The 26702-nt window shown below is 68.1% G+C and carries 25 protein-coding genes and 1 riboswitch; of the genes, 9 read left to right on the forward strand and 16 right to left on the reverse strand.

Annotated elements, in window-relative coordinates; translation table 11 throughout:
* Nucleotides 1-340: 340 nt before the first annotated feature.
* From ACWGE0_RS41825 to ACWGE0_RS41835, 3 genes are read right to left on the reverse strand one after another with little or no spacing between them, the layout of a single operon-like run.
* Nucleotides 341-1696: a polysaccharide lyase 6 family protein gene (locus ACWGE0_RS41825; RefSeq protein ID WP_452266430.1), complete on the reverse strand. Its 1356-nt coding sequence runs from the start codon at nt 1694-1696 to the stop codon at nt 341-343.
* Nucleotides 1693-3039, reverse strand: a complete 1347-nt coding sequence (locus ACWGE0_RS41830) for a polysaccharide lyase 6 family protein (protein ID WP_452266431.1) — start codon at nt 3037-3039, stop codon at nt 1693-1695. The genes ACWGE0_RS41825 and ACWGE0_RS41830 overlap by 4 nt, the downstream gene beginning before the upstream one ends.
* A gap of 42 nt (nt 3040-3081) precedes the next feature.
* Nucleotides 3082-3516, reverse strand: a complete 435-nt coding sequence (locus ACWGE0_RS41835) for an NUDIX hydrolase (RefSeq protein ID WP_452266432.1) — start codon at nt 3514-3516, stop codon at nt 3082-3084.
* A gap of 71 nt (nt 3517-3587) precedes the next feature.
* Between ACWGE0_RS41835 and ACWGE0_RS41840 the strand changes: the two genes are divergently transcribed.
* The gene (locus tag ACWGE0_RS41840; protein ID WP_452266433.1) at nt 3588-4514 is read left to right on the forward strand and encodes an SPFH domain-containing protein; all 927 of its coding nucleotides are present in this window, start codon (nt 3588-3590) and stop codon (nt 4512-4514) included.
* Entirely contained in the window at nt 4514-4729 is a 216-nt protein-coding gene (locus ACWGE0_RS41845) for a hypothetical protein (RefSeq protein WP_319968134.1), read from the forward strand. The genes ACWGE0_RS41840 and ACWGE0_RS41845 overlap by 1 nt, the downstream gene beginning before the upstream one ends.
* 3 nt (nt 4730-4732) lie before the next feature.
* Here ACWGE0_RS41845 and ACWGE0_RS41850 read toward each other — a convergent pair whose 3' ends face one another.
* Entirely contained in the window at nt 4733-5482 is a 750-nt protein-coding gene (locus ACWGE0_RS41850) for a PIG-L deacetylase family protein (RefSeq protein ID WP_452266434.1), read from the reverse strand.
* A gap of 154 nt (nt 5483-5636) precedes the next feature.
* On the opposite strand from ACWGE0_RS41850, the gene ACWGE0_RS41855 reads away from it, so the two are divergent.
* The 3 genes from ACWGE0_RS41855 (at nt 5637) to ACWGE0_RS41865 (ending at nt 9183) form a co-directional block, all read left to right on the forward strand.
* Nucleotides 5637-7901: a glycoside hydrolase family 3 N-terminal domain-containing protein gene (locus ACWGE0_RS41855; protein WP_452266435.1), complete on the forward strand. Its 2265-nt coding sequence runs from the start codon at nt 5637-5639 to the stop codon at nt 7899-7901.
* 123 nt (nt 7902-8024) lie between these two features.
* Entirely contained in the window at nt 8025-8291 is a 267-nt protein-coding gene (rpsT, locus tag ACWGE0_RS41860; RefSeq protein ID WP_452266436.1) for a 30S ribosomal protein S20, read from the forward strand.
* Nucleotides 8292-8376: 85 nt separating this feature from the next.
* Nucleotides 8377-9183 carry a class I SAM-dependent methyltransferase gene (locus ACWGE0_RS41865; RefSeq protein ID WP_452266437.1) on the forward strand — a complete coding sequence of 269 codons (807 nt, stop codon included), beginning with the start codon at nt 8377-8379 and terminating at the stop codon, nt 9181-9183.
* Between the two features lie 12 nt (nt 9184-9195).
* Here ACWGE0_RS41865 and holA read toward each other — a convergent pair whose 3' ends face one another.
* Nucleotides 9196-10173, reverse strand: a complete 978-nt coding sequence (holA, locus tag ACWGE0_RS41870) for a DNA polymerase III subunit delta (RefSeq protein WP_452266438.1) — start codon at nt 10171-10173, stop codon at nt 9196-9198.
* Nucleotides 10174-10251: 78 nt separating this feature from the next.
* A riboswitch (SAM riboswitch) is annotated at nt 10252-10395 on the forward strand.
* A gap of 11 nt (nt 10396-10406) precedes the next feature.
* On the opposite strand from holA, the gene thrC reads away from it, so the two are divergent.
* Nucleotides 10407-11663, forward strand: a complete 1257-nt coding sequence (thrC, locus tag ACWGE0_RS41875) for a threonine synthase (protein ID WP_452266439.1) — start codon at nt 10407-10409, stop codon at nt 11661-11663.
* 408 nt (nt 11664-12071) lie between these two features.
* Entirely contained in the window at nt 12072-12266 is a 195-nt protein-coding gene (locus tag ACWGE0_RS41880) for a hypothetical protein (RefSeq protein ID WP_452266440.1), read from the forward strand.
* Here the strand turns inward: ACWGE0_RS41880 and ACWGE0_RS41885 are convergent.
* From ACWGE0_RS41885 to ACWGE0_RS41930, 10 genes are all read right to left on the reverse strand, one after another.
* The gene (locus tag ACWGE0_RS41885; protein ID WP_452266441.1) at nt 12254-15022 is read right to left on the reverse strand and encodes a DNA internalization-related competence protein ComEC/Rec2; all 2769 of its coding nucleotides are present in this window, start codon (nt 15020-15022) and stop codon (nt 12254-12256) included. The two genes, ACWGE0_RS41880 and ACWGE0_RS41885, sit on opposite strands and share 13 nt — an antisense overlap.
* Before the next feature lie 630 nt (nt 15023-15652).
* Nucleotides 15653-16342, reverse strand: a complete 690-nt coding sequence (locus tag ACWGE0_RS41890; protein WP_452266442.1) for a helix-hairpin-helix domain-containing protein — start codon at nt 16340-16342, stop codon at nt 15653-15655.
* A 123-nt stretch (nt 16343-16465) separates the two neighbouring features.
* Entirely contained in the window at nt 16466-17323 is an 858-nt protein-coding gene (locus ACWGE0_RS41895; protein WP_452266443.1) for a DegV family protein, read from the reverse strand.
* Nucleotides 17324-17343: 20 nt separating this feature from the next.
* Nucleotides 17344-18057, reverse strand: coding sequence for a diglucosylglycerate octanoyltransferase (gene octT / locus ACWGE0_RS41900; protein WP_452266444.1), 714 nt, complete (start codon nt 18055-18057; stop codon nt 17344-17346).
* The gene (locus ACWGE0_RS41905) at nt 18054-18659 is read right to left on the reverse strand and encodes a histidine phosphatase family protein (protein ID WP_452266445.1); all 606 of its coding nucleotides are present in this window, start codon (nt 18657-18659) and stop codon (nt 18054-18056) included. Before ACWGE0_RS41905 ends, octT begins: the two co-directional genes overlap by 4 nt.
* Nucleotides 18660-18667: 8 nt before the next feature.
* Nucleotides 18668-19051, reverse strand: a complete 384-nt coding sequence (gene rsfS, locus ACWGE0_RS41910; protein ID WP_030468098.1) for a ribosome silencing factor — start codon at nt 19049-19051, stop codon at nt 18668-18670.
* Nucleotides 19052-19192: 141 nt separating this feature from the next.
* The gene (gene cspE, locus ACWGE0_RS41915; RefSeq protein WP_053735596.1) at nt 19193-19396 is read right to left on the reverse strand and encodes a transcription antiterminator/RNA stability regulator CspE; all 204 of its coding nucleotides are present in this window, start codon (nt 19394-19396) and stop codon (nt 19193-19195) included.
* 85 nt (nt 19397-19481) lie between these two features.
* Entirely contained in the window at nt 19482-20063 is a 582-nt protein-coding gene (gene nadD / locus ACWGE0_RS41920) for a nicotinate-nucleotide adenylyltransferase (protein ID WP_452266446.1), read from the reverse strand.
* A 179-nt stretch (nt 20064-20242) separates the two neighbouring features.
* The gene (locus ACWGE0_RS41925; RefSeq protein WP_452266447.1) at nt 20243-21412 is read right to left on the reverse strand and encodes a cytochrome P450; all 1170 of its coding nucleotides are present in this window, start codon (nt 21410-21412) and stop codon (nt 20243-20245) included.
* A 16-nt stretch (nt 21413-21428) separates the two neighbouring features.
* The gene (locus ACWGE0_RS41930; protein WP_452266448.1) at nt 21429-22694 is read right to left on the reverse strand and encodes a glutamate-5-semialdehyde dehydrogenase; all 1266 of its coding nucleotides are present in this window, start codon (nt 22692-22694) and stop codon (nt 21429-21431) included.
* A 265-nt stretch (nt 22695-22959) separates the two neighbouring features.
* On the opposite strand from ACWGE0_RS41930, the gene ACWGE0_RS41935 reads away from it, so the two are divergent.
* Together ACWGE0_RS41935 and ACWGE0_RS41940 are read left to right on the forward strand one after the other, a co-directional pair.
* Nucleotides 22960-25044 carry a RecQ family ATP-dependent DNA helicase gene (locus tag ACWGE0_RS41935; RefSeq protein WP_452266465.1) on the forward strand — a complete coding sequence of 695 codons (2085 nt, stop codon included), beginning with the start codon at nt 22960-22962 and terminating at the stop codon, nt 25042-25044.
* A 55-nt stretch (nt 25045-25099) separates the two neighbouring features.
* Entirely contained in the window at nt 25100-26284 is a 1185-nt protein-coding gene (locus ACWGE0_RS41940; protein WP_452266449.1) for a cytochrome P450, read from the forward strand.
* On the opposite strand, the gene ACWGE0_RS41945 is transcribed toward ACWGE0_RS41940, so the two are convergent.
* Nucleotides 26262-26672, reverse strand: a complete 411-nt coding sequence (locus ACWGE0_RS41945; RefSeq protein WP_452266450.1) for an anthrone oxygenase family protein — start codon at nt 26670-26672, stop codon at nt 26262-26264. The two genes, ACWGE0_RS41940 and ACWGE0_RS41945, sit on opposite strands and share 23 nt — an antisense overlap.
* Between the last annotated feature and the right edge of the window lie 30 nt (nt 26673-26702).

Below are 26702 nucleotides of genomic sequence, written 5' to 3' on the forward strand. Positions count from 1 at the left end.
TCAAAGGAACTACCTCGACGAGGAGGTAATTCATATATTACTGGCTGTGTTATCGGCACGCTGTTGAGTTCTCAAAGAACACGCGCACACCGCAGTCACATCAGCTTTACGCTGACTTACTTCCGGGGCTTGTGTTGCAAAGCTTATTCAGTCTTGCTCGCCGGTGTCAAATCGGCCTCTAGGAGGCTCTTTCTCTCCGGCTTTTGCCAGGCTCGTTCCGGTTTTGATTTCCGGCCCGCTTCGCTCTGACTTGGAGAACATTACACGGGCCTGTTTCGATCTCCAAATCGGGGGGTCCCGGTAGCCGCGAAACGTGCGACTACCAGGACAAACACGGTCGTCAGGGCGCGGAAGGCCCCACATCGGCACGCGTGAGCGGACGACGCACCGCGGCGACGTCGTACTCATCAGCCCCCACATCCGGCTTCGCCACCCTCGGCTGCGGATCGAAGTCGGTCGTCACATAGGGGAACGAGCCCACGGACGCGTCAACAGCGGGGCTCCCCGACGACAGGCGCAACAACCCGTGGGCGTCGCGCACCAGCTTGGGGTCAACGGCGCGATAGCCACCGGAAGGCATGCCGGCGGAACCGCCGAACACGATGTTGCCCTCGTACCGGACCGTGGACCCGGACTTCATGTCCACGAACTTCGACGACGACCCGGTGATGACGTTGTTGGACAGCACGCAGTCCTTCGGCAGGAACGCCCCGCCGTCGCTGTCCACCACCGCGCCGGTACCGATCAGCGTGTTGAACGCGACCGTCACCCGGTCAGGCCGGTCGTGCAGCTTCGAGGTGGGCCCTGAGTCGGCTTCCTTGCCCGACCCGAAGACCATCTGCCGGTCACGACCGCCCTCGACGTAGTTGTTGACGATGCGGTGGTCGTTTCCGTGGAACCGGATGCCGGTGCCGAGCAGGACGTTGCCGTCGACCACGTTGCGATTGCCGTGCCGCAACACCAGGAAGCCGCGGCTGTCCCGCATGGTGTTGTGCCGCACCACGTTGTCCGACGACTTCACCGAGATCGCCTCGGAGTCGCCGTCGGCCTTCTCGAAGAGGTTGTTCTCGAGGAGGGTCCGCGCCGACTCCTTCTGGCGGTCGCTGTTGCCGATGCGCACGGACTCGCCACCGTTGCCGCCGCTGAACCTGTGGTTGAAGAAGTGGTTGTGATGCGCCCAGGTGCGCTTCGCGATCCCCGGCTTCGGACCGCCGACGTGCAGGTACACGCCTTCGTTCGTGCGGTTCTGGAAGGTGTTGTGGTCCACCTCGACGTCGTCGCCGTTGACCTCGACGAAGCCGCCCGCGTCGTCCGGCACCACCGGCACGTTCAGCTCGAACACGTTGCGGGTGATCCGCACGTGGTGCGCGGTGGCCGGGACCGCCAGCCGGCCGTCGTGGCGCAGGTCGAAGCCTTCGACCACCACCTGCGCGACACCGGCGGCGAACACGAAGCCCGCCTTGCCGCGAATCTGCGCCTTGCCGACGTGTTCCGCCGCGACGGTCACGCCGGCTCGTTTGATCGTGATCGCCTTCGACGACGTGTAGGTGCCGTCGGCGAGTTCGATCCGTTCGCCCTGCTGGGCGTTGTCCAGCGCCGTCTGCAATGCGGCCAGGCTCGTCACCCTGGTGATCGCGGTGGGTGCGGGAACGGCCACACCCACCGCGATCAACAGGCCTGCCAAGACGACGTTCACGGCGCGGACGGACCGACGTCGGCCTTGGTCAGCGGCTTGCGCGTGGCCGAGGTGCTGTACTCGTCCGCACCCACGTCCGGCTTGCCCGAGCGCGCCTGCGGGTCGAAGTCACGCGTCACGTAGGAGTAGGTGCCGGCCGAAGCGTCGATCGCCGGGCTGCCGGAAGCGAGCCGGAACAGTCCGTTGGCGTCCTTCACGAGCTTCGGGTCGACGGACTTGTAGCCCGACGACGGCATGTTGCCGCCGGTGCCACCCCAGATGACGTTGCCTTCGTACTTCACGGTCGAACCGCTGTGCATGGAGACGACACCACCCGACGAGCCCTTGATGACGTTGTTCGCGAGGACGCAGTCCTTCGGCTTGAAGTCGCCACCGTCGCTGTCGACCACGGCGCCGGCACCGATCAGCGTGTTGAACGCGACCGTCACGCGGTCAGGGCGGTCGTGCAGCTTCGACGTCGGCCCGGAGTCGGCTTCCTTGCCGGAGCCGAACACGATCGCGCGGTCCTTGGTGCTCTCCACGTAGTTGTTGATGACCTTGTGGTCGTTTCCGTGGAACCGGATGCCGCTGTTGAACAGCAGGTTGCCCTCGACCGTGGTGCGGTGGCCGTGGCGGAGGACGATGTAGCCCTTGCTGTTGCGGATCGTGTTGTAGCGGACGGTGTTGTCCGACGACTTGATGGAGATGGCCTCCGCGTCGCCGTCCGCCTTCTCGAACAGGTTGTGCTCGACGATCGCGTTCGCCGACTTCGACTGCTTGTGGCTGTAGCCGAGCCGGATCGACTCACCGCCGTTCGCGCCGGTGAACTGGTGGTTGTAGAAGTAGTTGTGGTGGATCCACGACCGTTTGGCGATCTCGCTGCCAGGGCCGGTGATCTGCAGGTAGACGCCCTCGTTCGTCCGGTTCTGGAACGTGTTGTGGTCGATCTGGACGTCATCGGCGCTCACGCTGAGCGAGGCGCCGTCCTTGTTACCGGAGTACGTGTTGCGGGTGATGCGGGTGGCCTGTGCCTCCGGCGGGACCGAGAGCGTGCTGGTTCCGTCGAAGACGAACCCCTCGATCGTCACGCCCTTGACGGCTCCGAGTTCGAAGCCGCCACGCGTGAACACCGTGCCACCGACGGTCTGCGCCGCGATGGTGATGCCGGATTTCGTGATCTTGACGGGCTGGTCGGCCAGGTGCACGCCGTTCGCGAGCACCAGGCGCTGACCAGGACGTGCGGAGTCGATCGCGGCCTGCAGGGAGGACACGCTCGACACGCCGACGACCGCCGCGAAGGCGGGCACGTGGACGAAGGACGACAGCAGGGCGGCCGCGCCGACTGCGGCCAGTGATCGGATCATTCGCCAACTCCGTTGTGGGCCGTTGGCGGCGGTGGACCCAAGTTACCGCAAGATCCCAGCAGCTGGAGTAGTTCGATACAAACCAAGAGCCGTATCGACCGAGGGCACGCGTTCCAGTTGTCCGATGTCTGCGAGCGGGAACCACTGGGCGAGGTCGGTCGTGCCACCCACCTCGTAGCGCAGCTCGCCACCAACGATCCGCACCTCGTACAGGATGCGAAGTGCGTGGTAGTCGCGGTCCGGCTCCTCGCGGAACTCCGAGTCGATGCCGAGCAGCCGCAGCACCTCGACGTCGAATCCGGTCTCCTCCTCGAACTCGCGGATGACGGCGTCGTACGGGTGCTCGCCGTGGTCGATGCCGCCACCGGGCAGGATCCAACGTTTGCCCTTTGGGCCAAGCCAGCGCGCCAGCAGGATCTCGTCGTTGTCGTTGATGCACACCCCATAGGCGGCCACACGCTGCTTCTTCGCCCTCATGCGATCAAGCCTAACTGGCGATCACCCCAGAAAAGTGATATCACTTAGATACTACTTCGATAGGGGGCTGAATGAGCGCGGTTGTGGACACGACGGTGCAGATGCCGGCGCCTGTGGTGCGGGAGAAGCGCGCACGGGACCTGCCCGGTCTGCCCATGTTCTTCGGAGGGGTGGTGTTGGTCGCGGTGGCTGCATGGACGTTCATCGAGGGAATCAAGGCCGCCGACAACGACGGCCCGCCAGCGGGATTCCTGATCGCGGCGATACTGCTGTTCCTGGCGGCGGCGCTGGTGTTCAGGGGCCTCTTCACGGTGGCGCCGGGTGAGGCGCGGGTGCAGCAGTTCTTCGGCCGGTACGTGGGCACGGTGCGCACGGACGGTCTGCGGTGGGTGAACCCGTTCAACACGCGGGAGAAGATCTCGACCAGGATCCGCAACCACGAGACGTCCGCACTCAAGGTCAACGACGCGGACGGCAACCCGATCGAGATCGCCGCCGTGGTGGTGTGGCAGGTCGAGGACACCGCGCGGGCGCGGTTCGAGGTGGACGACTTCGTGCGGTTCGTCGGCATCCAAACCGAGACCGCCGTGCGGCACATCGCGAACAGCTACCCGTACGACAACCACGACGAGGCCGGGCTCTCGCTGCGAGAGAACGCGGACGAGATCACCGAGACGCTCTCGATCGAGATCGCCGCGCGGGTGCAGTCCGCGGGCGTGAAGGTGATCGAGTCACGGCTCACGCACCTCGCGTACGCGCCGGAGATCGCCCACGCGATGCTGCAGCGGCAGCAGGCGAGCGCGGTCGTGGCGGCACGGTCGCGGATCGTGGAAGGCGCCGTCGGCATGGTGGAGCTCGCGCTCGCCAAGCTGGCCGAGCACGACGTCGTGGAGCTCGACGAGGAACGCAAGGCGGCGATGGTGTCGAACCTGCTCGTCGTCCTGTGCGGTGACCGATCCACCCAGCCCGTGGTGAACGCCGGTTCCCTCTACACCTGATGGCTGATCGAAAAAGCGTTCTGCTCAGGCTTGATCCGGCCGTGCACGACGCGCTGAGCAGGTGGGCGAACGACGAGCTGCGCAGCACCAACGCGCAGATCGAGTTCCTGCTGCGGCGTGCGCTGGCGGAAGCGGGCCGGCTGCCCGGCGAGGCGAAGAAGATGCCTCGCCGCGGCAGGCCCCCGAAGAAGCTCGAAGACGAACCAGACGAATAGTGCTCAGAACTCCGGTGGTGCCTGCAGGTCATGGGCGCGGAACAGCACAGCGTGCTCGACGCCCATGGCCTCGCCGCTCATCGCGAGGAACTTCGGGATGAAGTCCGCGGGGGCGGGGTGGTCCGGGAGCGCGGCCAGGTACGCGGCGTGCGCTTCGAGCGAGGCGACGCCGCGGCGCAGCGGATCACCCGTCACGTCGACACCGTGGGTCGCGCCGGAGCCGGGCAGACCGGGAACGAGGTACCAGCGCGCGGAGTGCGGTTCGAGGCCCTCGTCGTCGACCTGCTCCGGGAAGACCCACCGGTTGCCCGCGTCGCGGATCGCGTCGAGGGTCGCGAGGCCGACCGCACGGTGGTCGGCCTGGTCGAAGCCGTAGGGCGTCAAGACCTCGAAGCCGGTGCCGAGCACGGCGTCGGGCTTGAACCGGCGGATCTCCCGGCAGATGTCCCTGCGCAGGTCGAGGCCGTAGACGAGCACGCCGTCCGGGTGTTCGAGGATGGTCAGGTGCTTGACGCCGACGGTGTCGCAGGCGGCCCGCTGCTCGGCGGCGCGCAGGCGTGCCGTCTCCTCGGGAGGGTTCGGCATCCCGGCCTCGCCGCGGGTGAGGAGGAGATAACCGACCTCGATGCCGCTCGCGGTCCAGCGAGCGACGGCAGCGGACGTGCCGTACTCCATGTCGTCGGGGTGCGCGACGACGCAGAGCACCCGTTGGAAAGACCCCTCTGGGAAGGCAGGCAATGTCATGCCGGCCATCATTCTCCGCTTTCGATCCTGCCGCAGCCGAGTGCCTGAACAGGCGTTTCACCAGCATGAAACCGCTTCCATGGAGTTCCTCCGTTCGGGGGTGTTTTTGTCCGACTCCCGCAGACGATCGTGTGCGGCGGGCGCACGGGAACGTGGAGGGGTCTTGTCATTGTTTTCCCGCAAGCGCGCCGGATTCGGCGTGCTGGGCGTTGCTGTGGTGATCGCGTCGCTGACACCAGCCGGAGGTCTCGCTGCCGGCAAAGAGATCTATTTGGACGCTCGTGCGTCGACCGAGCGGCGGGTCGAGGACCTGCTGCGCAGAATGACGGTCGAGGAGAAGATCGGGCAGATGGCGCAGATCCGCGTCGGGAAGCTGCGCGGTGACTGCAACAACGCCAACGGACCGTTGGTCGAGTCCTGCCTGAAGACGGTGCTCGCGGACGCACACGTGGGCTCGATCCTGTCCGGTGGCGGTGACGCGCCGCTGGAGAACACGCCGAAGGCGTGGGCCGAGATGAACAACGCGATCCAGCGCTATGCGTTGGAGCACAACAGGTTGAAGATCCCGATCATCTACGGCGCCGATGGCGTGCACGGGCACAACAACGTCATCTCGGCGACGATGTTCCCGCACCAGATCGGTCTCGGCGCGACGTGGAACCCCGCGTTGCAGGAGAAGATCGGTGTGTCCGCGTCGAAGGCGTTGCGCTCGACGGGTGTGTTCTGGAACTTCGCGCCGGTCTCGGACATCGCGCGCGACACGCGTTGGGGCCGTTTCTACGAGACCTACAGCGAGGACTCGTTCCTGGCCGGGCAGCTGGCGGCGGCGAACGTGCGCGGGCAGCAGGCCAAGGTGGACGACACCGCACAGCTGACCGCGACCGCCAAGCACTTCGCGGGGTACTCGGCGCCGGAGAACGGGCACGACCGCGGTGCCGCGCAGATTCCGATCCGGCAGTTGCAGGACGTCGTGCTGCCGTCGTTCCAGGCGCAGTTCGACGCGGGCGTGAAGACCGTGATGATCAACTCCGGTTCGGTCAACGGGGTGCCGGTGCACGCGTCGAAGTACATGCTGCAGAAGCAGCTGCGTGACCGCATGGGCTTCAAGGGCGTCGCGGTGTCGGACTGGCAGGACATGAAGTACCTGGTGGACCGGCACAAGGTCGCACCGGACTACAAGACGGCGATCGCGATGAGCGTCAACGCCGGTGTGGACATGGCGATGGAGCCGTCGAACGCGGCCGAGTTCACGTCGCTGCTGCTGGCGAACGTGCGCGACGGTTCCGTGTCGCGCGGGCGGATCGACCAGGCGGTGCGGCGAGTCCTGAAGCTCAAGTTCGACCTCGGGCTGTTCGAGAAGCCGTACGTGGACCCGGCCAAGGCCGACGGCAACGTGGTGAACGCGGATCGGTCGTTGGCGCGTCAGGCTGCCGCTGAGGGCACCGTGCTGCTGAAGAACGACGGCGTGCTGCCACTTTCCTCGGCTGCCAAGAAGATCGTCGTGACCGGTGAGACCGCGGACGACGTGCGCCGCCAGCTCGGTGGCTGGACCGTCGAGTGGCAGGGCGTGCCGGACGACTCGCCGTTGCCGCCGACCGCGACCGTGCTGACCGGTGTTCGTGAGGCCGTTCCTGGCGCGTCCGTCGTGCACGCTCCGACTCAGGCCGCGGCGGTGGCTGAGGCGGATGGTGCGGACGCAGTCGTCGTCGTCCTGGGTGAGAAGCCCGGTGCGGAGGGTCCTGCCGACACGGAGAACCCGATCCTGACCGCCGAGCAGCAGGCGTGGGTGGACGCGGTGCAGGCGACCGGCAAGCCGGTGGTCGTGGTGCTGCTGACCGCGCGTCCGCAGGTGCTCGGGTCGGCGGCGGACGCGAACGCGCTGGTCGCGGGATGGTTGCCGGGCAGCGAGGGTGGCAGGGCGGTCGCGGACGTGCTGTTCGGCGCGGTGAACCCGAGCGGCAAGCTGCCGGTGTCGTGGCCGAAGACGCTGGGCGACCCGACGCTGACCTACGACCAGCTGCCGGGTGCGAACACCGCGGCGAACGCGAAGTACGACCCCCTCTACCCGTTCGGGCACGGGCTGTCGTACACCTCGTTCACGACCTCGGGGACCACGGCGGCCGTTGATCGTCGTGACGGCGTGGTGAAGTTCACGGTGGCGAACACCGGCGCGCGCGCTGGCACCGTTGTGGTGCCGGTCTACGTGCGTCAGCCGGCCTCCCCCGTGCTCACTCCGGACGCACGGCTGGTGGGCTTCACCCGCGTGGAACTCGCTGCGGGACAGTCGAAGCAGGTCGAGGTGTCGTTCAAGCTCTCGCAGCTGGCACTGACCGTCGGCGACGTGGACGGCGACGGGCGGCGTGAGGTCGCGCGCGGCAACTACGAGGCCGTGGTGGGTGCCGAGAAGGCCGCCTTCACGGTGCGCTGAGCTGGCCTGATATCCTTCGTCGTCGTGAATGCGCGGCACTCCGTCGTGGAGGAGAGCCGGCCCCTGGCCGGTGCCGACAAAGCGCGTCACGAACTCCGGTTTCGACAAGAAGGGTGATGTCGCATGGCGAACATCAAGTCCCAGCTCAAGCGGATCAAGACCAACGAGAAGGCTCGCCTTCGCAACAAGTCGGTCAAGTCGTCCCTCAAGACGGCCATCCGCAAGTTCCGCGAGGCTGCCGAGGCCGGTGACAAGGCGAAGGCCCTGGAGCTGCTGCAGGACGCGTCCCGCAAGCTCGACAAGGCCGCCACCAAGGGCGTCATCCACGCCAACCAGGCCGCCAACAAGAAGTCGGCGATGGCCCTGCGCGTGAACGCCCTCGAGGGCTGATCACGCTGTAGAGCTTTGGAGAAGGGCCCGCTCCTCGTCGAGCGGGCCCTTTTCGCTGTCTCGGTGGCGCGGTAGGTATTGGGTCATGGAATCGCTTCCGCGCATCGACTTCGTCGAGCTGCACGACCTCGACGGCACGCCGGCCGTCTTGCGCACGCTGCACACGGAGTCCATCGCGTTCATCTACCGGCTGACGGATGCCGCGCGGGAGTACTCCCAGCCGTTGGCGCTGGCCCTGCGTTCCGGTGCCGATCATCGGATCGTCGACCTGTGCGCGGGGTCGGGCGGGCCGGTGCCGTTGATTCAGCGGCGGCTGCACCGCGAGGGCGTCCACACCCGCGTGACGCTGACGGACCTGGTGCCGAACGTGCGTGCGTTCCAACGTGTTCAGGCCTCGAACCAGCGGTTGTTGCCCGACGAGTGCTGTTCCGTGGACTACGTGTCGTCGTCCGTCGACGCCACCGACTGCGCGGTCGAGGGGACGCGGACGATCTACGGCGCCTTTCACCACTTCCCGCCGCCGCTCGCCCGGCGGATGCTGCAGAACGCCGTCGACACCCGGCAGCCGATGGTCGTCGTGGACACCAAACGGTCATGGCTCTACGTGCTGGCCTTCCCGTTCTTCACCACGCTGGCCGTGCTGCTGTCGGCGCCGTTCCAGCGCAATCCCCTGCCGCGCTATCTGCTGCGGCTGGCGCTGACCTACGTGGTGCCGGTGCTGCCGTTCATGATGTTCTTCGACAGCGTCGTGTCGTTCCTGCGCATGTACGGACGCTCGGAACTGCGTCGGATGGTCGACGGCCTCGACAACTCCGAGTCGTTCAACTGGACGATCGGCGTCGTGCCCGGCTTCACGGGAGCCCAGTACCTGATCGGGATCCCTCGCCAGTGATCTTTCTGGGGATCAGCGGCGGCTGTGCGCGGCGACGATCCTGAGCACGGCCCGCTCCAGCGCGTAGTCGGCATCGGCCGCCACGCCCTTCACGTCCGCGTTCAGCCCCGCGACCACCTGCATCGCGTCGGCGAGCCCTGACTGGTCCCAGCCGCGGGCCTGGGCCTGCGCCTTCTTGATCTTCCACGGCGGCATGCCGAGCGGGCCGGCCAGGCTGAACGGGTCGGCCCGGCCAACAGCGGACACCCGCGCGACCGTCCGCACCGCGTCCGCCAGCGCGTCCGCGACCAGCACGTGCGGCACGCCGAGCTGCATGGCCCAGCGCAACGCCTCCATGGCGCCGGCCCGGTCACCGGTCACGGCCTTCTCGGCGACCGCGAACCCGGTCACCTCGGCCTTGCCCTGGTGGTAGCGGCGGATCTCGTCGACCGTCACCTTGCCGTCGGTGTCCGACACGAGCTGTGACGACGCCGCGGCGAGCTCACGCAGGTTCGTGCCCACGGCGTCGATGAGCGTGGCGACGGCCTCGGAGTCGATCTTGCCGCCCGCCTGCCGCACCTCGTTGCGCACGAACGCCTCGCGCTCAGCGGCCTTGGTGATCTTGGCGCACTCGGTGACCGCGGCACCGGCCTTCTTCAGTTGTCCCGGCAGGTCCTTGGCGGCCTTGCTGCGACCACCGCCCGTGTGCAGGACGACGAGCGTGACCCCGTCCGCGGGCGTCTTGAGGTAGGAGAGCACCGTGTCGGCGACCTCCTTGCCGATGTCCTGCGTGTTCTGCAGAACGATCACGCGACCCTCCGCGAACAGCGACGGGCTCACCAGTTCGGCCAGCTCCGGGGCCGTGAGATCAGTCACCTGGACACGGGTCAGGTCGGCGGTCGGATCGACCTTGCGTGCTGCGTCGAGAGCCGCCCGAACAGCACGTTCGACCAGCAACTCCTCCTCGCCGATGACGAGGTGCAGTGACTCCGGTGCGCTCACGCTCCGCATCTTCCCACGTCTCGAATCGTGGACGTCGGTGGCTGAGCAACGGACCGGTGCCGTAGCTTGGTAGCCACAACTGAACACCGCTCATCCAGAGGGGCAGAGGGAACGGCCCGACGAAGCCCCGGCAACCGGCGTCAGCGCTATGTGCAGAGCCATGCACAGAGTCATGCGCAGACGATCACGGTGCCAATTCCGACCCGTTCGATTTCGCGGGAAAGATGAGGAGATACCTCGCGATGACTGCTGTCACTGTGCCCACGAGCACCAAGTTCGACCTCGGCCCTGCCCGGGCACTGCTGTGCCGGGAATGTGGGAATGAAACCCCTCTCGCTCCTGAGTACGCCTGTCTCGAGTGTTTCGGGCCGCTGGAAGTGGCCTACGACTTCGGGAAGATCCGGCGCGAGGACATCGAAGCCGGCCCCAGGTCCATCTGGCGCTACCGCGGCCTCCTCCCCGTTCCGTCCACTGTGGAACAGCACCCGAACACCGACCCCGGCGGCACCCGCCTGGTCGAGGCTCACAACCTCGCCAAGGCCCTGGGCGTGCGCAAGATCTGGGTGAAGGACGACACCGGCAACCCCACCCACTCCTTCAAGGACCGCGTGGTCGGCGTCGCGCTCGCCGCGGCCCGCGAACTCGGCTTCAAGGTGCTGGCCTGCCCGTCCACCGGCAACCTGGCGAACGCCGTCGCCGCGGCCGCAGCCCGCGCGGGCTGGAAGTCGGTCGTTCTCGTTCCCTCCAATCTCGAGCGCGCCAAGATCCTGATGAGCGCCGTCTACGAAGGCGCCCTGATCGCCGTCGACGGCAACTACGACGACGTGAACCGCCTCGCCCAGGAACTCGCCGCGGAGAACGAGGACTGGGCGTTCGTGAACGTCAACGTCCGCCCGTACTACGCGGAGGGCTCGAAGACGCTCGGCTACGAGGTCGCCGAACAGCTCGGCTGGCGCCTGCCCGACCAGATCGTCGTGCCGATCGCCTCCGGCTCGCAGCTCACCAAGGTCGACAAGTCGTTCCGCGAACTCGGCCAGCTGGACCTCGTGGAAGCCAGCCCCTACAAGGTGTTCGGCGCGCAGGCCACCGGCTGCTCCCCGATCTCCACCGCGTTCAAGGCAGGCCACGACGTCATCCGCCCGGTCCGCCCGGACACCATCGCCCGCTCGCTGGCGATCGGCGCCCCGGCCGACGGCCCGTACGTGCTCGACGCGGTGCGCCGCACCAACGGCGCCATCGAGGACGTGACCGACGAAGAGGTCGTCGAGGGCATCAAGCTCCTCGCCCGCACCGAGGGCATCTTCGCCGAGACCGCCGGCGGCGTGACCGTGGCGACGGCGAAGAAGCTGATCGAGTCGGGCCAGCTCGACCCGGACGCCGAGACCGTGCTGCTGATCACCGGCGACGGCCTCAAGACCCTCGACGCGCTCGGCGACACGGTCGGCCCGCGCGCGACGGTCCCGGCGTCGGCCGAGGCCGTCATCAAGGCACTGGGTTAATCACCTCCCTCCGGCTCGGGGACGCGCGTGCGTCCCCGAGCCGCGTTGTGCTCAGTCATCGAGGCCCCGTCACGATTCGGTTCCTGGCATGCTCCTGACGTGGACTCGTGCCCTACCTGCTCCGCGCCGCTGACCGGCCGGACCGTCCGCCAAGCGTCGCCTGACGACCCTCTTCGCGCGCGCCGCAAGGACATACGTGAGCTACGGCGATGCGAAACGGGCCGCCACGCAGCCTGGCGACCTGAAGGCGACACGGGCCCGTGGTCCGATGCCGGATCGCTCCCTGAACACGACTACGTCTTCGCGACGCTGCGACCGTTGCCGGAGCCGTGGGCGGCTATCGCGGACAGCGGAACCAGGGCTGGGTTGGAGACCCAGTTGCGAACCGAAGTCGCGGACGGACACCCGTTGTTCGGCAAGACGGTCATCGCGATCGCTCGCTGTGATCGTTGCGACGAGGTGGTGTACAGCGTCGAGGAGGATCCTGCGTGGTTCGCTCAGGTCCACCTCACCTGGGGATCGACTCCAGACCGCCCGCCGTGGCCTGCAACCATGCGCCTTTCCATGCCGCTGGCCGACAGTCTCCTCGATCACCACCACTGAACGCGTTGTCTCACACGGAGATCGCGTCCGTCTTGACCCAGCCGGTGCGCGGGAACCGTTGCAAGCCCTCCATCACGTGTGGCCCGACCGGCTGCACGTTCGCACGCCACGCCACGATCCGTTGCGGCCACGGGGCTTCCGCCTTGAGCACGTTGTAGTGGTAGTCGTTCCAGTCCTGCGGCGCGATCCGCAGGTCGTCGTCGAACACGTACTCCGAGACGAGAGCGAAAGCCTCCTCCGGCGTCGTGGCCTTGGTGGGCGGCAGCACGTGCGTGGCCGTCGCCTTGTGTGTGAGGGCGCGTGTGCCGTCCTCTAGCGTTTCGCAGATGTAGTAACCGAAATCGGGTTTTAGCTCGTCGTGCGGCCATGGCGAAGCGGAGTAGTTCATCTGCCACAGCGCCCACGCGAGCCCTGGTGTGCCACCGGGGATCGGGTAGCGCGCGTTGAACAGCCTGATCCAGACGTCGTCCATCTCTTCTCCTTCGTACGATTCGGTTTCCTGGCAACACCGCCAGGTCTCCGTCCTGGTCCGTGCGCAACACCAGCGCACCTCCCGCCCGCAACATGTCGATCACCTGCGGGCTCGGGTGCCCGTATCTGTTGCCCATGCCGACGCTCACCAACGCCACCCGCGGCCGCACGGCTTTGAGGAACGCGGGCAGCGAGTACCGCGAGCCGTGGTGCGGCACTTTGAGCACCTCGGCCGCGAGGTCCCGCTCCCCCAGCAACGCCGACTGGCCGGCCAGTTCGACATCACCGGTAAGCAGCACCCGGCCTGCTTTCGTGTGGGCCTTGAGCACGAGCGAGTAGTCGTTCACCGTCGTGTTCGCGTCTCCCGGGGTCGGCGGCCGTCGTGGGCCCAGCACCTCCAACTCCAGTCCGGGCAAGGAAAATCGTTCGCCTGCCTTCGGTTCTGTGACGCGCACGCCGTTCCTGCGGGCCTGCTCGTTGACCTCCCTCCACGCCCACGCGGGCTCCTTGAGCGGGCCTGTCGCCACCGCGCCCACCGCACGCCCGGTGAGCACCGCTTCGAGGCCTCCTACGTGATCCGCGTGGAGGTGAGTGAGCACGACCAGCGGAATCCTCTTGATTCCCAACGTCTTCAGGCACCGGTCGACCGCACCGGGATCGGGCCCGGTGTCGACCACGACCGCGCTGTCGGCATCGTCCGTCGCGAGGACCAGCGCGTCGCCCTGGCCCACATCGCAACTGACGACCGTCCAGCCGTCCGGCGGCCAGGCCGGCGCGGCGATTTTGAGCGGCACCAGCACGACGAACCCGCCGACGAGCACCGCGACGACCAACGTCCGCGTCTTCTTGAGGCGCAGCAACGTGATGACCACCGCCACCACCGCGGTCAGCACGAACGCCCCGGCCCAGCCCTTGGGCCAGCCGACCGCCGCGCCGGGCACGGTCGCCGCCTGTCGCCCGACCTGGATCAGCCAGGTCACGGCGGGCCCGGCGACGTGGGTGATCAGTTCGGCCGCACCGGGCCAGAACGGCGCGACAACCGCCGTGAGGACACCCAGCACCGTCGCCGGCGCGACCACCGGCCCGGCGACCAGGTTGGCCACCACCGAAACCAGGCTCACCTGCCCGGACAGCCCCGCCACCACCGGTGCCGTGGCAAGACTCGCGGCCGTGGGCACCACGATCGCCTCGGCCAACCCGTTGGGCACACCGCGCTGCTTGAGCGCCCGCGCCCACCTCGGCGCAACGAGCACCAACGCCGCCGTCGCCACGACCGACAACGCGAACCCCGGATCGCCGCCCAGTGCCGGATCGATCAGAACCAGCACGAGCACGGCGGTCGCGAGACTAGGCACCGCGGACCGTTCCCGGCCCAGCACCAACGCCAGCAGCGCGACGGCACCCATGACCGCGGCCCTCAGCACACTGGGCTCGGGCCCGGCCAGAATCACGAACCCGACCAGCGCCACCATCGCCGCGACGGCCGCCTGACGCGGTCCGAACCGCCGCAACAGCAGGTAGACCGCGCCACACACAATCGCCAGGTTCGCGCCGCTCACCGCGAGCAGGTGAGCGAGGCCCGCGGTCCGGAACTCGTCCACGATGCGCGGCACCATCTGCTCGGTGTCGCCCACCACGAGTGCCGGCAGCAGCCCGGCTTCCTCGTCGTCGAGGACCTTGCTGGCCCGAGCCAGGCAGTCGCGGAGGTCGTCCGCCCAGCTCTGCCAGGCCGGAGGTGGTCGCGGGTCGATCGGCGGGCCGCGGACCCTCAGCAGCGCCGACGCCAGGTCGCCGCCTCGAGGTGGCGCGAGGTTGCCCTTGACCGTGACCTTCTGGCCTGGCAACAGGTCTCGCCACTTGTCCTTGGGAGCGAACAGCACCAGCTGGGCGCCGTTCGCTTCGGCCGTGATCACGACGTTGTCGATGCCTGCCTGGTGACCGCCGAAGCCCGCAGCCCGGATGCCTTTGGGTCTGGAGGTGAGTTCGACGGTGAGGCTGGTGGCTTTGCCTTCGTCGGCGGCGAGGCGGAGGGGGTGGGTTTCGGCTCGCAGGACGTGGCCGCCCACCCAGGCTGCCGCTACCGGTCCGGAGATCAGGAGGGCTATCGCGCAGGTTCTGGTCCACCAGGCTCTTCGCCATGCTGCGAGGCCGATGGCTCCTGCCGCCAGGCCGGTGACGACCGCGGCTTGCCAGCTCAGAAAGAGACCGGCGATGGCGGTTGTCCAGACTGCGGCTGCGGCTGGGACCAGGCGGTAGTCCTGGGTTATCGGGCGTTTGCGGGCCACCGTTGCCTCCGCTCGCTGGGAGGCCGGGGGTCACGGGTGGGGCTGCCTTGGCGCGGGTGGGGTGGCCGTCGGGGGTTCGGGGTGGGATGCCGGAGTGCTGTGGCTTCTGGCCGGACGAGAGGAAGCCTGGCTGTGGGGCGGTGCCACGTGGTGTCGACGCCGGGCTGTGGCGCGCGGCTGCGGGAGTTGGCGATCGGCCGGGCAGCGATGGCTCGTCGGGTGATGCGGACGGACCGCATGACGGGCTCCTGTCGGTGGGCGGGACTGAGAGGGATGAGGGCTGGGTTGTTGCCGCGCACAGGCGGCGGGGTGTGGATCAGCTGCAGCGGCGGGTGGGTGCGGGCTGGGTGGTGGCTGCGCAGAGGCGGCAGGGCGGCGGCTTCGGGGTGCGTGGGGCGGGGCTTGGTGGTGGGAGCGGGGCTGGTTGGTAGGCGGTCAGCAGGTGGCGGATGGCTTTGGTCAGTCGGCGCGGGCGACGGCGGTGGGTGGTGGTGCGGTGGGTCTGGAAGGTGATGGCGAGCGGGTGTTGGAGGTGGTTGTGGTCGGGCGGGAGGAGGGGTGTGGAGTGGGTTAGTTGGAGGTACTGGGCTTTGGTGCGGTGGTAGAGGGCCAGGGCTGCGGTGGCGAGGGTCATGTGTGCACCAGGTCGGCCAGCTTGGCGAGTTTCGAGTCGCCTATGCCTTCCACCTCGCGGAGTTGGTCGACTGAGGCGAAGGGGCCTTTGCGGGTGCGGTGGTCGACGATGCGCTGAGCCGTCACCGGGCCTACGCCGGGGAGGCTGTCCAGTTCGGTGGCGGTGGCGGAGTTCAGGTCCAACTTGGACGGAACGGCCGCGGCGGCGCCGGCGGGTGGGGGTGGGATGCCCACGGCCAGTTGTTCGCCGTCGGTGAGTTTGCGGGCCAGGTTCAGGTTGTGGAGGTTCGTGTTCGGCTTCACGCCTCCGGCCAGGCGGAGGGCGTCGGCCACGCGGGCGCCTGAGGTCACCGTCACCAGGCCTGGGGTGGCCACCTCGCCGATCACGTTCACGACGAGTTCTGGGGCCGGGGCCGAGGTGCTCACCAGGGCGAGGTCTGGAGCGGGTTCGGCGGCGGGGCTCTGCCACCAGCTGCCCAGGCCGATCACGGTGCAGGCGATGGCTATGCCGAAGGCCAGCAGGCCTCGGCGTGGGAGGTGGGGCAGGCGGAAGCGGCGGCGGGGTGGGCCGTGTTCGTCCGAGTCCTCTGAACGCGCGAAGACCAGGGTCGGGTCGGCTCGCGCCTTTTCGGCCAGGGCGGCCAGACGTTCACTCGGGCGGTCGTCCGGATGGGGGCGGGGGAACATGCGGGCGACGTTACGGAGCGGGGCGGGTGGGGAGGTGGGGTGAACTCCGGGGCTGTGGATTACTCGCGGGTTGTGGACAGGTCGCGATCACTCGCGCCTCGGAGACGGGGAATTGTCGGGGGTCTATGGGAGACTGTCGGGTCCTCCCGGCAGCACCACCACGCCCAGCACGCCTGGGCCCGTGTGTGCGCCGATCACCGCGCCCACCTCGGAGATCACGCATCCCGTCGAGCCGGGCAGGCGTTCGTCCAGCCGGGTCGCGAGTTCGGCGGCGCGTTCGGGAGCGGCGAGGTGGTGCACGGCCAGGCCGACCGGTCCGTCGCCCGCCGCGGCCGCCGCCAGGTCGACCAGACGGCCAACGGCGCGGCTCATCGTGCGCACCTTCTCCAGCGGCACGATCCGGCCGTCGTCCATGTGCAGCAACGGTTTCACGGCCAGCGCGGTCCCCACCAGAGCCGCCGCCGTACCGATTCGGCCGCCCCGGCGCAGGTGCTCCAGCGTCTCGAGGCAGAAGAACATTCGGGTCTGCTGAGCCGCGGAAGTGGCGGCGTCCTCCACCTCGGCGTGCGAGCGCCCGGCAGCAACGGCCGCACACGCGCGCAAGACCGCGAACCCGAGCCCCATGCCCGTGGAGCGCGAGTCCACCACGCGGATACGAGAAGAGTCGATCTCCTCAGCCGCCAGCCGTGCGGCCTCCCAGGTCCCAGACAGCTCACGAGAGAGGTGCAGGGACACGACCGCATCCGACGACGACAGCACCTCGCGATACACGGAGGCCATCTCGCCAGGGGTGGGACGCGATGTGGTCACCCGGCGGTGCTCTGCGAGGGCACCGGCCAGTTCGAAGGGACCGAAGTCGACGCCGTCGAGGCGTCCGGCACCGTCCACCGCGACGTGCAGCGGCACCACGGTGATCGAATGGCGCTTCGCGAACCCCTCGGGCAGGTATGCCGTGGAGTCGGTGACGATGGTGATGCGCACGAGCGACGAGCCTACGGGGCTCACTCCTCCGAGGGACTCAACGCCACGGACGAGATCAAGGCGGCCATCGCCTCACCCACCAGCTCGTGCCCCTCCCAGCCCCAATGCATCCCGTCCGGATTTCCGGCGCCGGACCGCACGTGCTCCCCGATCACGGCCGGCAGGTCCACCAGCGGCACACCCGCATCTGAGGCCCACCCACGCACAGCGGCAACCGCAGCCGCGTGCCCGCCGTGCACGAACCCGTACGAAGGCGCCCGATGCACCGACGGCACGATCCCGACCGCCGGCATCGTGTACTCGAGATTGCGGATCGACTGCAGCGAGTCGCGCAGATACCGCGCGGTCAACGCAGGAGGCAACGCAACGCGCGCGTAAGGCGCTAACCGAGGCTGAGCCGCCGTGTAGCCCTTGCGCACCCAACGCCGCAACCAGTCCGGCCGCACATAACGCAGCCCCTCACGCAGGTACGTGGGCAACGGCGAGGGCAACGTGTCCATGCTGCCCACCGCGAACACCAGAACGTCGGTGCGAGGGAGCAACGACCAGATCCGCGGATCCCCCGTCAACGCCCACCAGGCGTCCCGGGCCGTCCACCCGAACCCGGCCGCCAGCTCCGCCGAGCCACCCAGGGAAGCGGCACAGATGTTGTGCCACAACCGCGGGTGATCAGCAGGCAGAGGCCCACCGGGGCCGAAGAACGACAGCGAGTCCCCGAGGACGAGCAGTCTCAACGCGTGGTGCCCGCGTTGTACGACGACAGCCGCCAACGGTCGTTGCGCCGCGTGAACACCGTCCAGTGGCAGTTCGAGATGCCACCGAGCTGCGACCAGTTCTCCACCGGCAGGTCGAGCAGTCGCCCGGTCAGAGCACTGATCAGGCCACCGTGCGCGCACAGCAGGACGGTCTCGGAGAACTCCGCGTCCACTTCGCGAACGACCTGGATGGCCCGCTCGGCCACCTCGACCCGCGACTCACCGTCCGGCGGCGTGTAGGTCGGGTCGGTGCGCCACACCGTGACCGCACCCGGCCACTCCTGGTCCACCTCGGCGGTGGTCAGGCCCTGCCACTTGCCCAGATGGGTCTCGCGCAGCCGTTCGTCGATCCGCAACGGGACGTCCGCGGACGTCGTGAAAACGCGCGCGGTGTCGCGCGCGCGTTGCAGGTCGGAGGCGACCACGATCTCCGGTTCGAACCCGGCGAGCACCGGCACGGCGAACCTCGCCTGGTTCAAGCCGGTCTCGGTGAGCGCCGAGTCCAGATGACCCTGCAGGCGACCTGTCGCGTTGTAGTCGGTCTCACCGTGCCGCCACAGCACGAGCCGGCTCAGGGCCATCAGCTACCTCATTCAGCCGTGGAGTCGGCGGGAACGTCCGCTTCGAACTCGATGCGCGGGCAGTCCTTCCACAGCCGCTCCAGGCCGTAGAAGCTGCGCTCCTCGACGTGCTGCACGTGCACCACGACGTCGACGAAGTCCAGCAGCACCCACCGGCCCTCGCGGGCTCCTTCGCGGCGCACCGGCTTCGTACCGGCCTCCCGCAGCTTCTCCTCGATGTTGTCGACGATCGCGCCGACCTGCCGCTCGTTGGGAGCGGACGCGATCACGAACACATCAGTGATCACGAGCTGGTCGGAGACGTCGAGCACCGTCACGTCGTGCGCCTTCTTGTCGGCCGCTGCGTTCGCCGCGACCAGCGCCAGCCGTCGTGCCTCGTCGGTGGCTGCCACGTCACTCCTCTGACTTCCGGCAGGCGTCGATACGCCCACACGAGTTACTGAGGGTACCGGCGCGCGCCAACGGGTACTTCACACGCACGCATGACGAAGGCCACCTCAGCGCCCTGAGGTGGCCTTCACCTGTGCCGAAGCTTAGATCGGGCGAACCTGCTGGGCCTGCGGCCCCTTCTGACCCTGACCGACCTCGAACTCGACCTTCTGGTTCTCCTCGAGCGAACGGAAACCCTTGGACTGGATCTCCGAGTAGTGCACGAAGACGTCAGCCGAGCCGTCGTCGGGGGCGATGAAGCCGAAGCCCTTCTCGGCGTTGAACCACTTCACGGTGCCTGTAGCCAAAGTCTTGCCTTCCACGAACCAGCAACAACCCGATGATTGTTGCTCCCCGGGACCACGGATGCACGCAAAATCCACTCGAACGTGGTTACGACTCGGAGTACAAGCCCGTTTTCGCGATGTATTGGACGACCCCGTCGGGGACGAGGTACCAAACGGGTTGACCTGAAGCCGTTCGGGCACGGCAGTCAGTTGACGAAATGGCCATGGCCGGGATCTCGACGCGCGACACGGAACCCGGTGGCAGGTGGTGGTCGTCGAGCGTGTAACCCGGCCGGGTGACTCCGATGAAGTGGGCCAGCTCGAACGCATCCGCGGCGCGCTTCCAGGACAGGATCTGCTCCAGCGCGTCGGCGCCGGTGATGAAGAACAGGTCGGCGTCCGGGTACTGCTTCTTGAGGTCTGAGAGCGTGTCCACGGTGTAGGTGGGGCCGTCGCGGTCGATGTCGACCCTGCTGACCGAGAACCTGGGGTTGGAGGCGGTGGCGATGACCGTCATCAGATAGCGGTCCTCCGCCGGTGAGACCTCGCGCGACGCCTTCTGCCAGGGCTGACCCGTCGGCACGAAGATCACGCGGTCCAGGTCGAACCTGGCTTGCACCTCGCTGGCGGCCACCAGGTGGCCGTGGTGAATGGGATCGAACGTGCCACCCATGACGCCGATGCGCATCAAAACAGCGTAGACCGGCGTGGGGCCGCTCCCGTGGCCCGACGCCGGTCGTGCTGATCACACCGCACGGCCCAGGGGGAGGACGGGCCGTTCGGGTCGCGGCCCACCCCGAAGCAGAGCCGCGTACTGGAGGAACGCACCCGCCCGTGCACCATTACGCGGTTCGGCCAAGATTTTTCTCACCAGGCCACGACGAGCCTCAAAGGGCCCCTGACCAGCGATCCCTTGCGGAACTCGACGGGTTCCGCGAGCCGCAGATCGGGCATCCTGCGCAGCAACGTCCCCAGCGCGACCTGCAGTTCCATCCTGGCGAGCTGGGAGCCGAGGCAGAAGTGGATGCCGTGCCCGAACTGCAGGTGCTGGCCCACCTCGCGCTCGATGTCCAGTTCCGCGCTGTTGGGGTACATCGACTCGTCGTGGTTCGCCGACGACACGACCACCAGCACGGCGTCACCCTCCTTCACCAGCGCGTTGCCGACCTGGACGTCCTCGGTCGCGATGCGGGTGAAGCCGGCGCCGCTGCCCAGCGGGATGAACCGCAGCAACTCCTCGATGGCGTTCGGCAGCGTGCCGGGGTCCTCACGCAGGCGCTTCATGGCGTCTGGGCGCTCGAACAACGTCACAACGCTGTTGGCGAGCATGTTCGCCGTCGTCTCGTGTCCTGCGACCAACAACGTGATGCCGAAACGGACGAGTTCGTCCTCGCTCAGCCGGTCGTCGTTGTCACGCGCGGCAACAAGCGCGCTGATCAGATCGTCCGTGGGATGCGCACGGCGTTTGGCGACGAGGTCGACGAAGTAGGCGTGCAGCTTCATCATGCCGTGCATCGCCTCTTCAGGCGTGTAGCCGCCGACCGTGGACAGCACCTGGTTCGACCACGTGCGGAAGTCGGCGCGGTCCTCGAACGGCACGCCCAGCAGTTCGCAGATGACCGTGATCGGGAACGGCATGGTGAAGCCCTCGACCAGGTCGCCGGGGTTGTCCAGCCGGTCGAGCAGGTCGTCGGTGATCTGCTGGGCGCGCGGCCGCAGTTCCTCGATCCGCCGGACCGTGAACGCCTTGGACACCAGGCGGCGCATGCGCGAGTGGTCCGCGCCGTCGTGCGTGAGGATGGACCCGCCTGGTGCGATGAGGGGCTGCATCCTCGGCACGTCCTGGTTGACCGTTCGCGCTCGGCTGAACCTCGGGTCGCCCAGGACGAACTTCGTCTCTTCGTAAGACGTGACGAGCCAGCCCTCGCCGCCGTACGGGTACGTCACGCGCGAGACGGGTTCGTCACGCCGTAGACGTTCGTAGGTCGGATCGAGGGCCAGGCCGTCAGGTTCGGAGAACGGGTAGGTGGGAGCCATGTCTCCGAAGGTAGAGCTACGCCTTCGGACGTGTGTGGCCTTCGCCCCAGACGACCCATTTCGAGGACGTCAGCTCGGATAGGCCCATCGGTCCGCGTGCGTGCAGCTTCTGCGTGGAGATGCCGATCTCCGCGCCCATGCCGAACTCGGCGCCGTCGGTGAACGCCGTGGAGGCGTTGACGAACACGGCTGCCGCGTCCACACGCGTGGTGAACTTCCGTGCTGCCGCAACGTCGTTCGTCACGATGGCCTCGCTGTGGCCGGAGCCGTACGTCGCGATGTGCTTCACCGCGTCATCGAGGGAGTCGACGACCTTCGCGGCGATGTCGAGGCTCAGGTACTCGGTGCCCCAGTCGTCGTCGTTGGCCGTGACGACGTCGGGCTGCTGGGCGAACTGCTCGTCGCCGTGGATGGTCACGCTCTCCTGCTGCAACGCCTTGGTGATGCGCGGGACGAACTCCGCGGCAACGTCCTTGTGCACCAGAAGGGATTCCGCTGCGTTGCACACGCTCGTGCGTCGCGTCTTGGCGTTGAGGACGATGGCCTCGGCCATGTCGAGGTCGGCGTGCGCGTCCACGTAGACGTGGCAGTTGCCGACACCGGTCTCGATCGTGGGAACCGTCGCCTGCTCGACGACCGCGTTGATCAGTCCCGCTCCACCACGCGGGATCACCAGGTCCACCAGGCCACGCGCGGTGATGAGGTGCGTGACGGACGCGCGGTCGTGGCACGGCAGCAACTGCACGCAGTCGGCCGGCAAGTTCACACTTTCGAGTGCGTCGCGCAGCACGGCGACGAGCGTGGTGTTGGAGTGCTCGGCGGTCGAGGAGCCCCGCAGCAGCGCGGCGTTGCCCGACTTCAGCGCGAGACCGGCGGCGTCGACCGTCACGTTCGGGCGGGCCTCGTAGACCATGCCGACGACGCCCATCGGGACGCGGATCTGCTTGATCTCCAGTCCGTTCGGGAGGATGCCGCCGCGCAGCACCTCGCCGACCGGATCAGCCTGTCCCGCAACGGTTTCCAGGCCCTTGGCCACGCCTTCGATGCGGGCTTCGTTGAGCGCGAGACGGTCCAGGATGCCGTCCGGGAGTCCGGCGGCCTTGCCCGCTTCGAGGTCCTTCTTGTTGGCCTCGATGATCTCCGGTGCGCGCTGGCGGAGCGCGGCGGCCATCTCGTGCAGCGCGGTGTCCTTGCGCTCACGGGTGGCGAGGACGAGTTCGTCGGCGGCGACGCGGGCGCGGCGGGCTGCGGCGTGCACCTGGTCGCGCAGGTCATCAGTCACGTCACACAGCTTACGACCTGCGGTTGGGCACCAGAAAACGGTTTGAGGCCTCGCGAGTTCGCGTCGGTCGGCTGGATACCGAGAACGGGTTTCCCGCGGCCCGCGAGTTCGTGTCGGTCGTCCGGTCAACCGCTCGCGCCGAATTCGGCGAAGCCCAATTCGGTGCGAGCGATTCGGCCGGACGACCGACTTCCAGACGAACTCGCCGCCGTCTGCGGAGCAGCGGCAATGAACACTGTCAGACCCGCCTGGCATGCTGCTCCACGTGGACGAGATCGCGTTGCGGGAACTGGCCGACGAACGGCTCCGGGCACTGGCGGGCCCGGAGGCGGTGCTGCGCGACGACCAGTGGGCCGCGATCCACGCCCTCGTGGCCGGCCGCCGGAGAGCTCTGGTCGTGCAACGCACCGGCTGGGGCAAGTCGGCCGTCTACTTCATCGCGACGGCGTTGCTGCGCGAACTCGGCGAGGGCCCCACGGTCATCGTCTCGCCGTTGCTCGCGTTGATGCGCAACCAGGTCGACGCAGCGGCACGAGCAGGCGTGCACGCGGTCACCATCAACTCGGCGAACACCGACGAGTGGGACGCCGTGCAGGAGCAGGTCGCCGCGGGCGACGTCGACGTGCTCCTGGTGAGTCCGGAACGGCTGAACAACCCCGACTTCCGCGACACCGTGCTCCCCTCCCTGACGGCGTCCGCGGGCATGCTCGTCGTCGACGAGGCGCACTGCATCTCGGACTGGGGTCACGACTTCCGCCCGGACTACCGCAGGCTGCGAACGTTGCTGACCGAACTACCGCCGGGCGTGCCGGTGCTGGCGACCACGGCGACGGCCAACGACCGGGTGGTGCACGACGTCACCGAGCAGCTGGGCCTCGGTGCCGACGAGGGCACGCTGGTCCTGCGCGGACCTCTCGACCGCGACAGCCTGCGGTTGAACGTCGCGCTGCTGCCGACCGCCGAGTCCCGTCTGGGCTGGCTCGCGGAACAGCTCACCCGCCTGCCGGGCTCCGGGATCATCTACACGCTCACCGTCGCCGCGGCGGACGACATCGCGGCGTTCCTGTCCGACCGGGGCTTCGCGGTGGCCGCCTACTCCGGCAAGACCGAGCCCGCCGAACGCGAGCGTGCCGAAGAAGACCTGCTGAACAACCGGGTGAAGGCGCTGGTCGCCACCTCCGCGCTCGGCATGGGCTTCGACAAGCCGGACCTGGGCTTTGTGGTCCACGTGGGCGCGCCTTCCTCCCCGATCGCCTACTACCAGCAGATCGGCCGGGCGGGCCGCGGCGTCGAGCGCGCCGAGGTGATCCTGCTGCCGGGCCATGAGGACCGGGACATCTGGGCGTACTTCGCGTCCTTGGCCTTCCCGGCCGAGGTGGTGGTGCGGCAGGTGCTGTCCGCACTCGACGGAGCGAGCAAACCCCTCTCGACGGCGGCGCTGGAACCGATGGTCGAGCTGTCCCGCAGCAGGCTCGAGGTAGTGCTGAAGGTGCTGGACGTCGACGGCGCGGTCCGGCGGGTGCGCGGCGGCTGGGAATCCACCGGACGGCCGTGGGAGTACGACGGCGAACGCTATGCGCGCATCGCGGAAGCGCGTAAGGCCGAACAGCAGGTGATGATCGAGTACCAGCGCACGCCGGGCTGCCGGATGAAGTTCCTGCAGGACCAGCTGGACGACCCGACCTCCCACGACTGCGGCCGCTGCGACAACTGCACCGGCGAACGTCTGTCGGTCGAGGTGTCCGAGACCGCCGCGGGTGCGGCTCGCGAACGCCTGCTGCGCCCCGGCCTGGACGTGGCCCCGCGCAAGATGTGGCCGACCGGCATGTCCGCGATCGGCGTGCCGCTGTCCGGCAAGATCCCGCCGACGGAGATCGCGGCGACAGGCAGGGCACTCGGCCGCCTCACCGACATCGGCTGGGGCACCCGGCTGCGCGACCTGCTCGCCGACGGCGCCGACCGCGAGATCCCGGAGGACGTGTTCGCGGCCTGCGTGAAGGTGCTGACGGCGTGGGGCTGGGACGAGCGCCCGGTAGGCGTCGTGACGGTCGGTTCCCGCAGGCGCCCGACACTGGTCGGCAGCTTCGGCCAGCAGATCGCGTCCATCGGCCGGCTGCCCTTCCTCGGCACGGTGTGGCTCGGCGAGTCGACGCACCGAGCCAACAGCGCGCAACGCCTGGCGGGGCTCGTGCGGACAGGTGAGACACCGGATGTGTCCGGTGTGGACGGTCCGGTGCTGCTGATCGACGACCACATCGACACCGGGTGGACGATGACGGTGGCGGCTCGGATGCTCCGGAAGGACGGGGTGCCCGCGGTGCTGCCGTTCGCACTGGCCGTGACGAACTGAAACCCGGACCGGCATCGCGGGCCGTCGCGCGGTGCGGTGTGGCACTGTCGTGGTCATGATTCCGGACGTCGTGCGGTTCCGGCAGGCCGACCTTCTCGGCGCCCTGTACCGGAGGTTCGGGCCGGTGGTGCGGATGGGGCCGTACACCTACCTGCTCGGGGCGGAGGCGAATCGGTTCGTGTTCGCCAACTCCGAGTTGTTCGAGGTGGAGCGGGCGTTCCAGTCGTTGGTGCCGGTGGACGGGCCCACGTCGTTGATCGTCAGCGACGGGGAGGACCACAAGCGGCGGCGCCGGCTCGTGCAGCCTGCGTTGGTGCATCGGCAGATCGCCGGCTACGTGCCGGTCATGCGGGCCAATGCGGAGGAGACGCTTGACGCTTGGCGGCCTGGCCAGACGGTTGACGTCTATCAGGAGTTCCGGCGGGCCATTCGGCGCAGCACGATTCAGGCGTTGTTCGGCGAGAAGCTGGCGCAGGACGCGGAGTTCTTCGGGGCGCACCTGCAGTTGCTGATCAACCTGATCGATCGCAACCCGGCGGTGGTCACGTTGTTGCGCACGATGAAGGCGCCGGCGTGGCGCAACGCGATGAGGGCGCGCAGGGCTGTTGACGCGCGGGTTTACAAGGCGATTGAGGAGACACGTCAGGGCAACACGGCTGGAGACGTGCTCACCTCTCTTGTGCAGAGCGACGGGCTGAGTGATCTCGAGGTGCGCGATCAGGTGGTCACGCTGATCGCGGCCGGTTATGAGACGACCAGTGGCGCGATGGCGTGGTCGGTGTTCAACCTGTTGCGGCACAACGGGGTTTGGGAACGCGCGCAGGAGGACGACGACTACCTGGCCAACGTCGTCAACGAGACGTTGAGGCTGTATCCGCCCGCGGTGGTCTCGGCTCGGGTGGCGGCACAGTCGTTCGAGTTCGCCGGGAAGAAGATCAAGCAGGGCACGTTCTTGCTGTACAGCCCGTATGTCACGCATCGGCTGGCCGAGGTGTGGCCGGATCCGCTGCGGTTCGACCCGGACCGGTGGGAGCGCAAGCCGGCGCCGCACGAGTTCCTGCCGTTCGGTGGTGGGCCGCACCGGTGCATCGGCGCCGGGCTTGCCACCACGGAGCTGACCGTGATGCTGAAAGCGTTGTTGCAGCGGCCGAAACCGGAGCTGCTTCCCCAGCGCATCACGCCTACCAGCGTTGCCGCGATGCGCCCGAAGCACGGCCTCAGAATCCGAGCAGCAGGGTGACCGCCGAGGCGAGGCAGGCGACGGCGCGGACGTGGTTCCAGAGCGTCCACTTGCGCAGGTACTCGGGCCAGTAGGCGTCGTCGGTCCGTTCGAGGCGGTTGTTCATCGGCACGTTGACAGCCATCGTCAGCACGAAGCAGCCGACGATGTAGAGCAGGCCGCCGGCGATCCTGCCCTGGAAGACCTCGATGCCGCACAGGACGGCGGTGCCGAGGAACACCAGCAGGAACAACGGGTTCTGGATGCGCACGTTGATCCGGCGCATGGCTCCGCGAGCCTGCTCTGCGGGCAGGTCGGCGAGGCCCGGCATGACGGCGGTGGAGAACGCGAAGAACAAGCCGGCCATCAGGCCGGACGCGGCGACTGCGATCAGCGTGATAATCCCCATGGCGCTCACTGTGTCTGGTCAGCGCCGGAC

Source organism: Lentzea sp. NPDC054927, assembly GCF_053610285.1.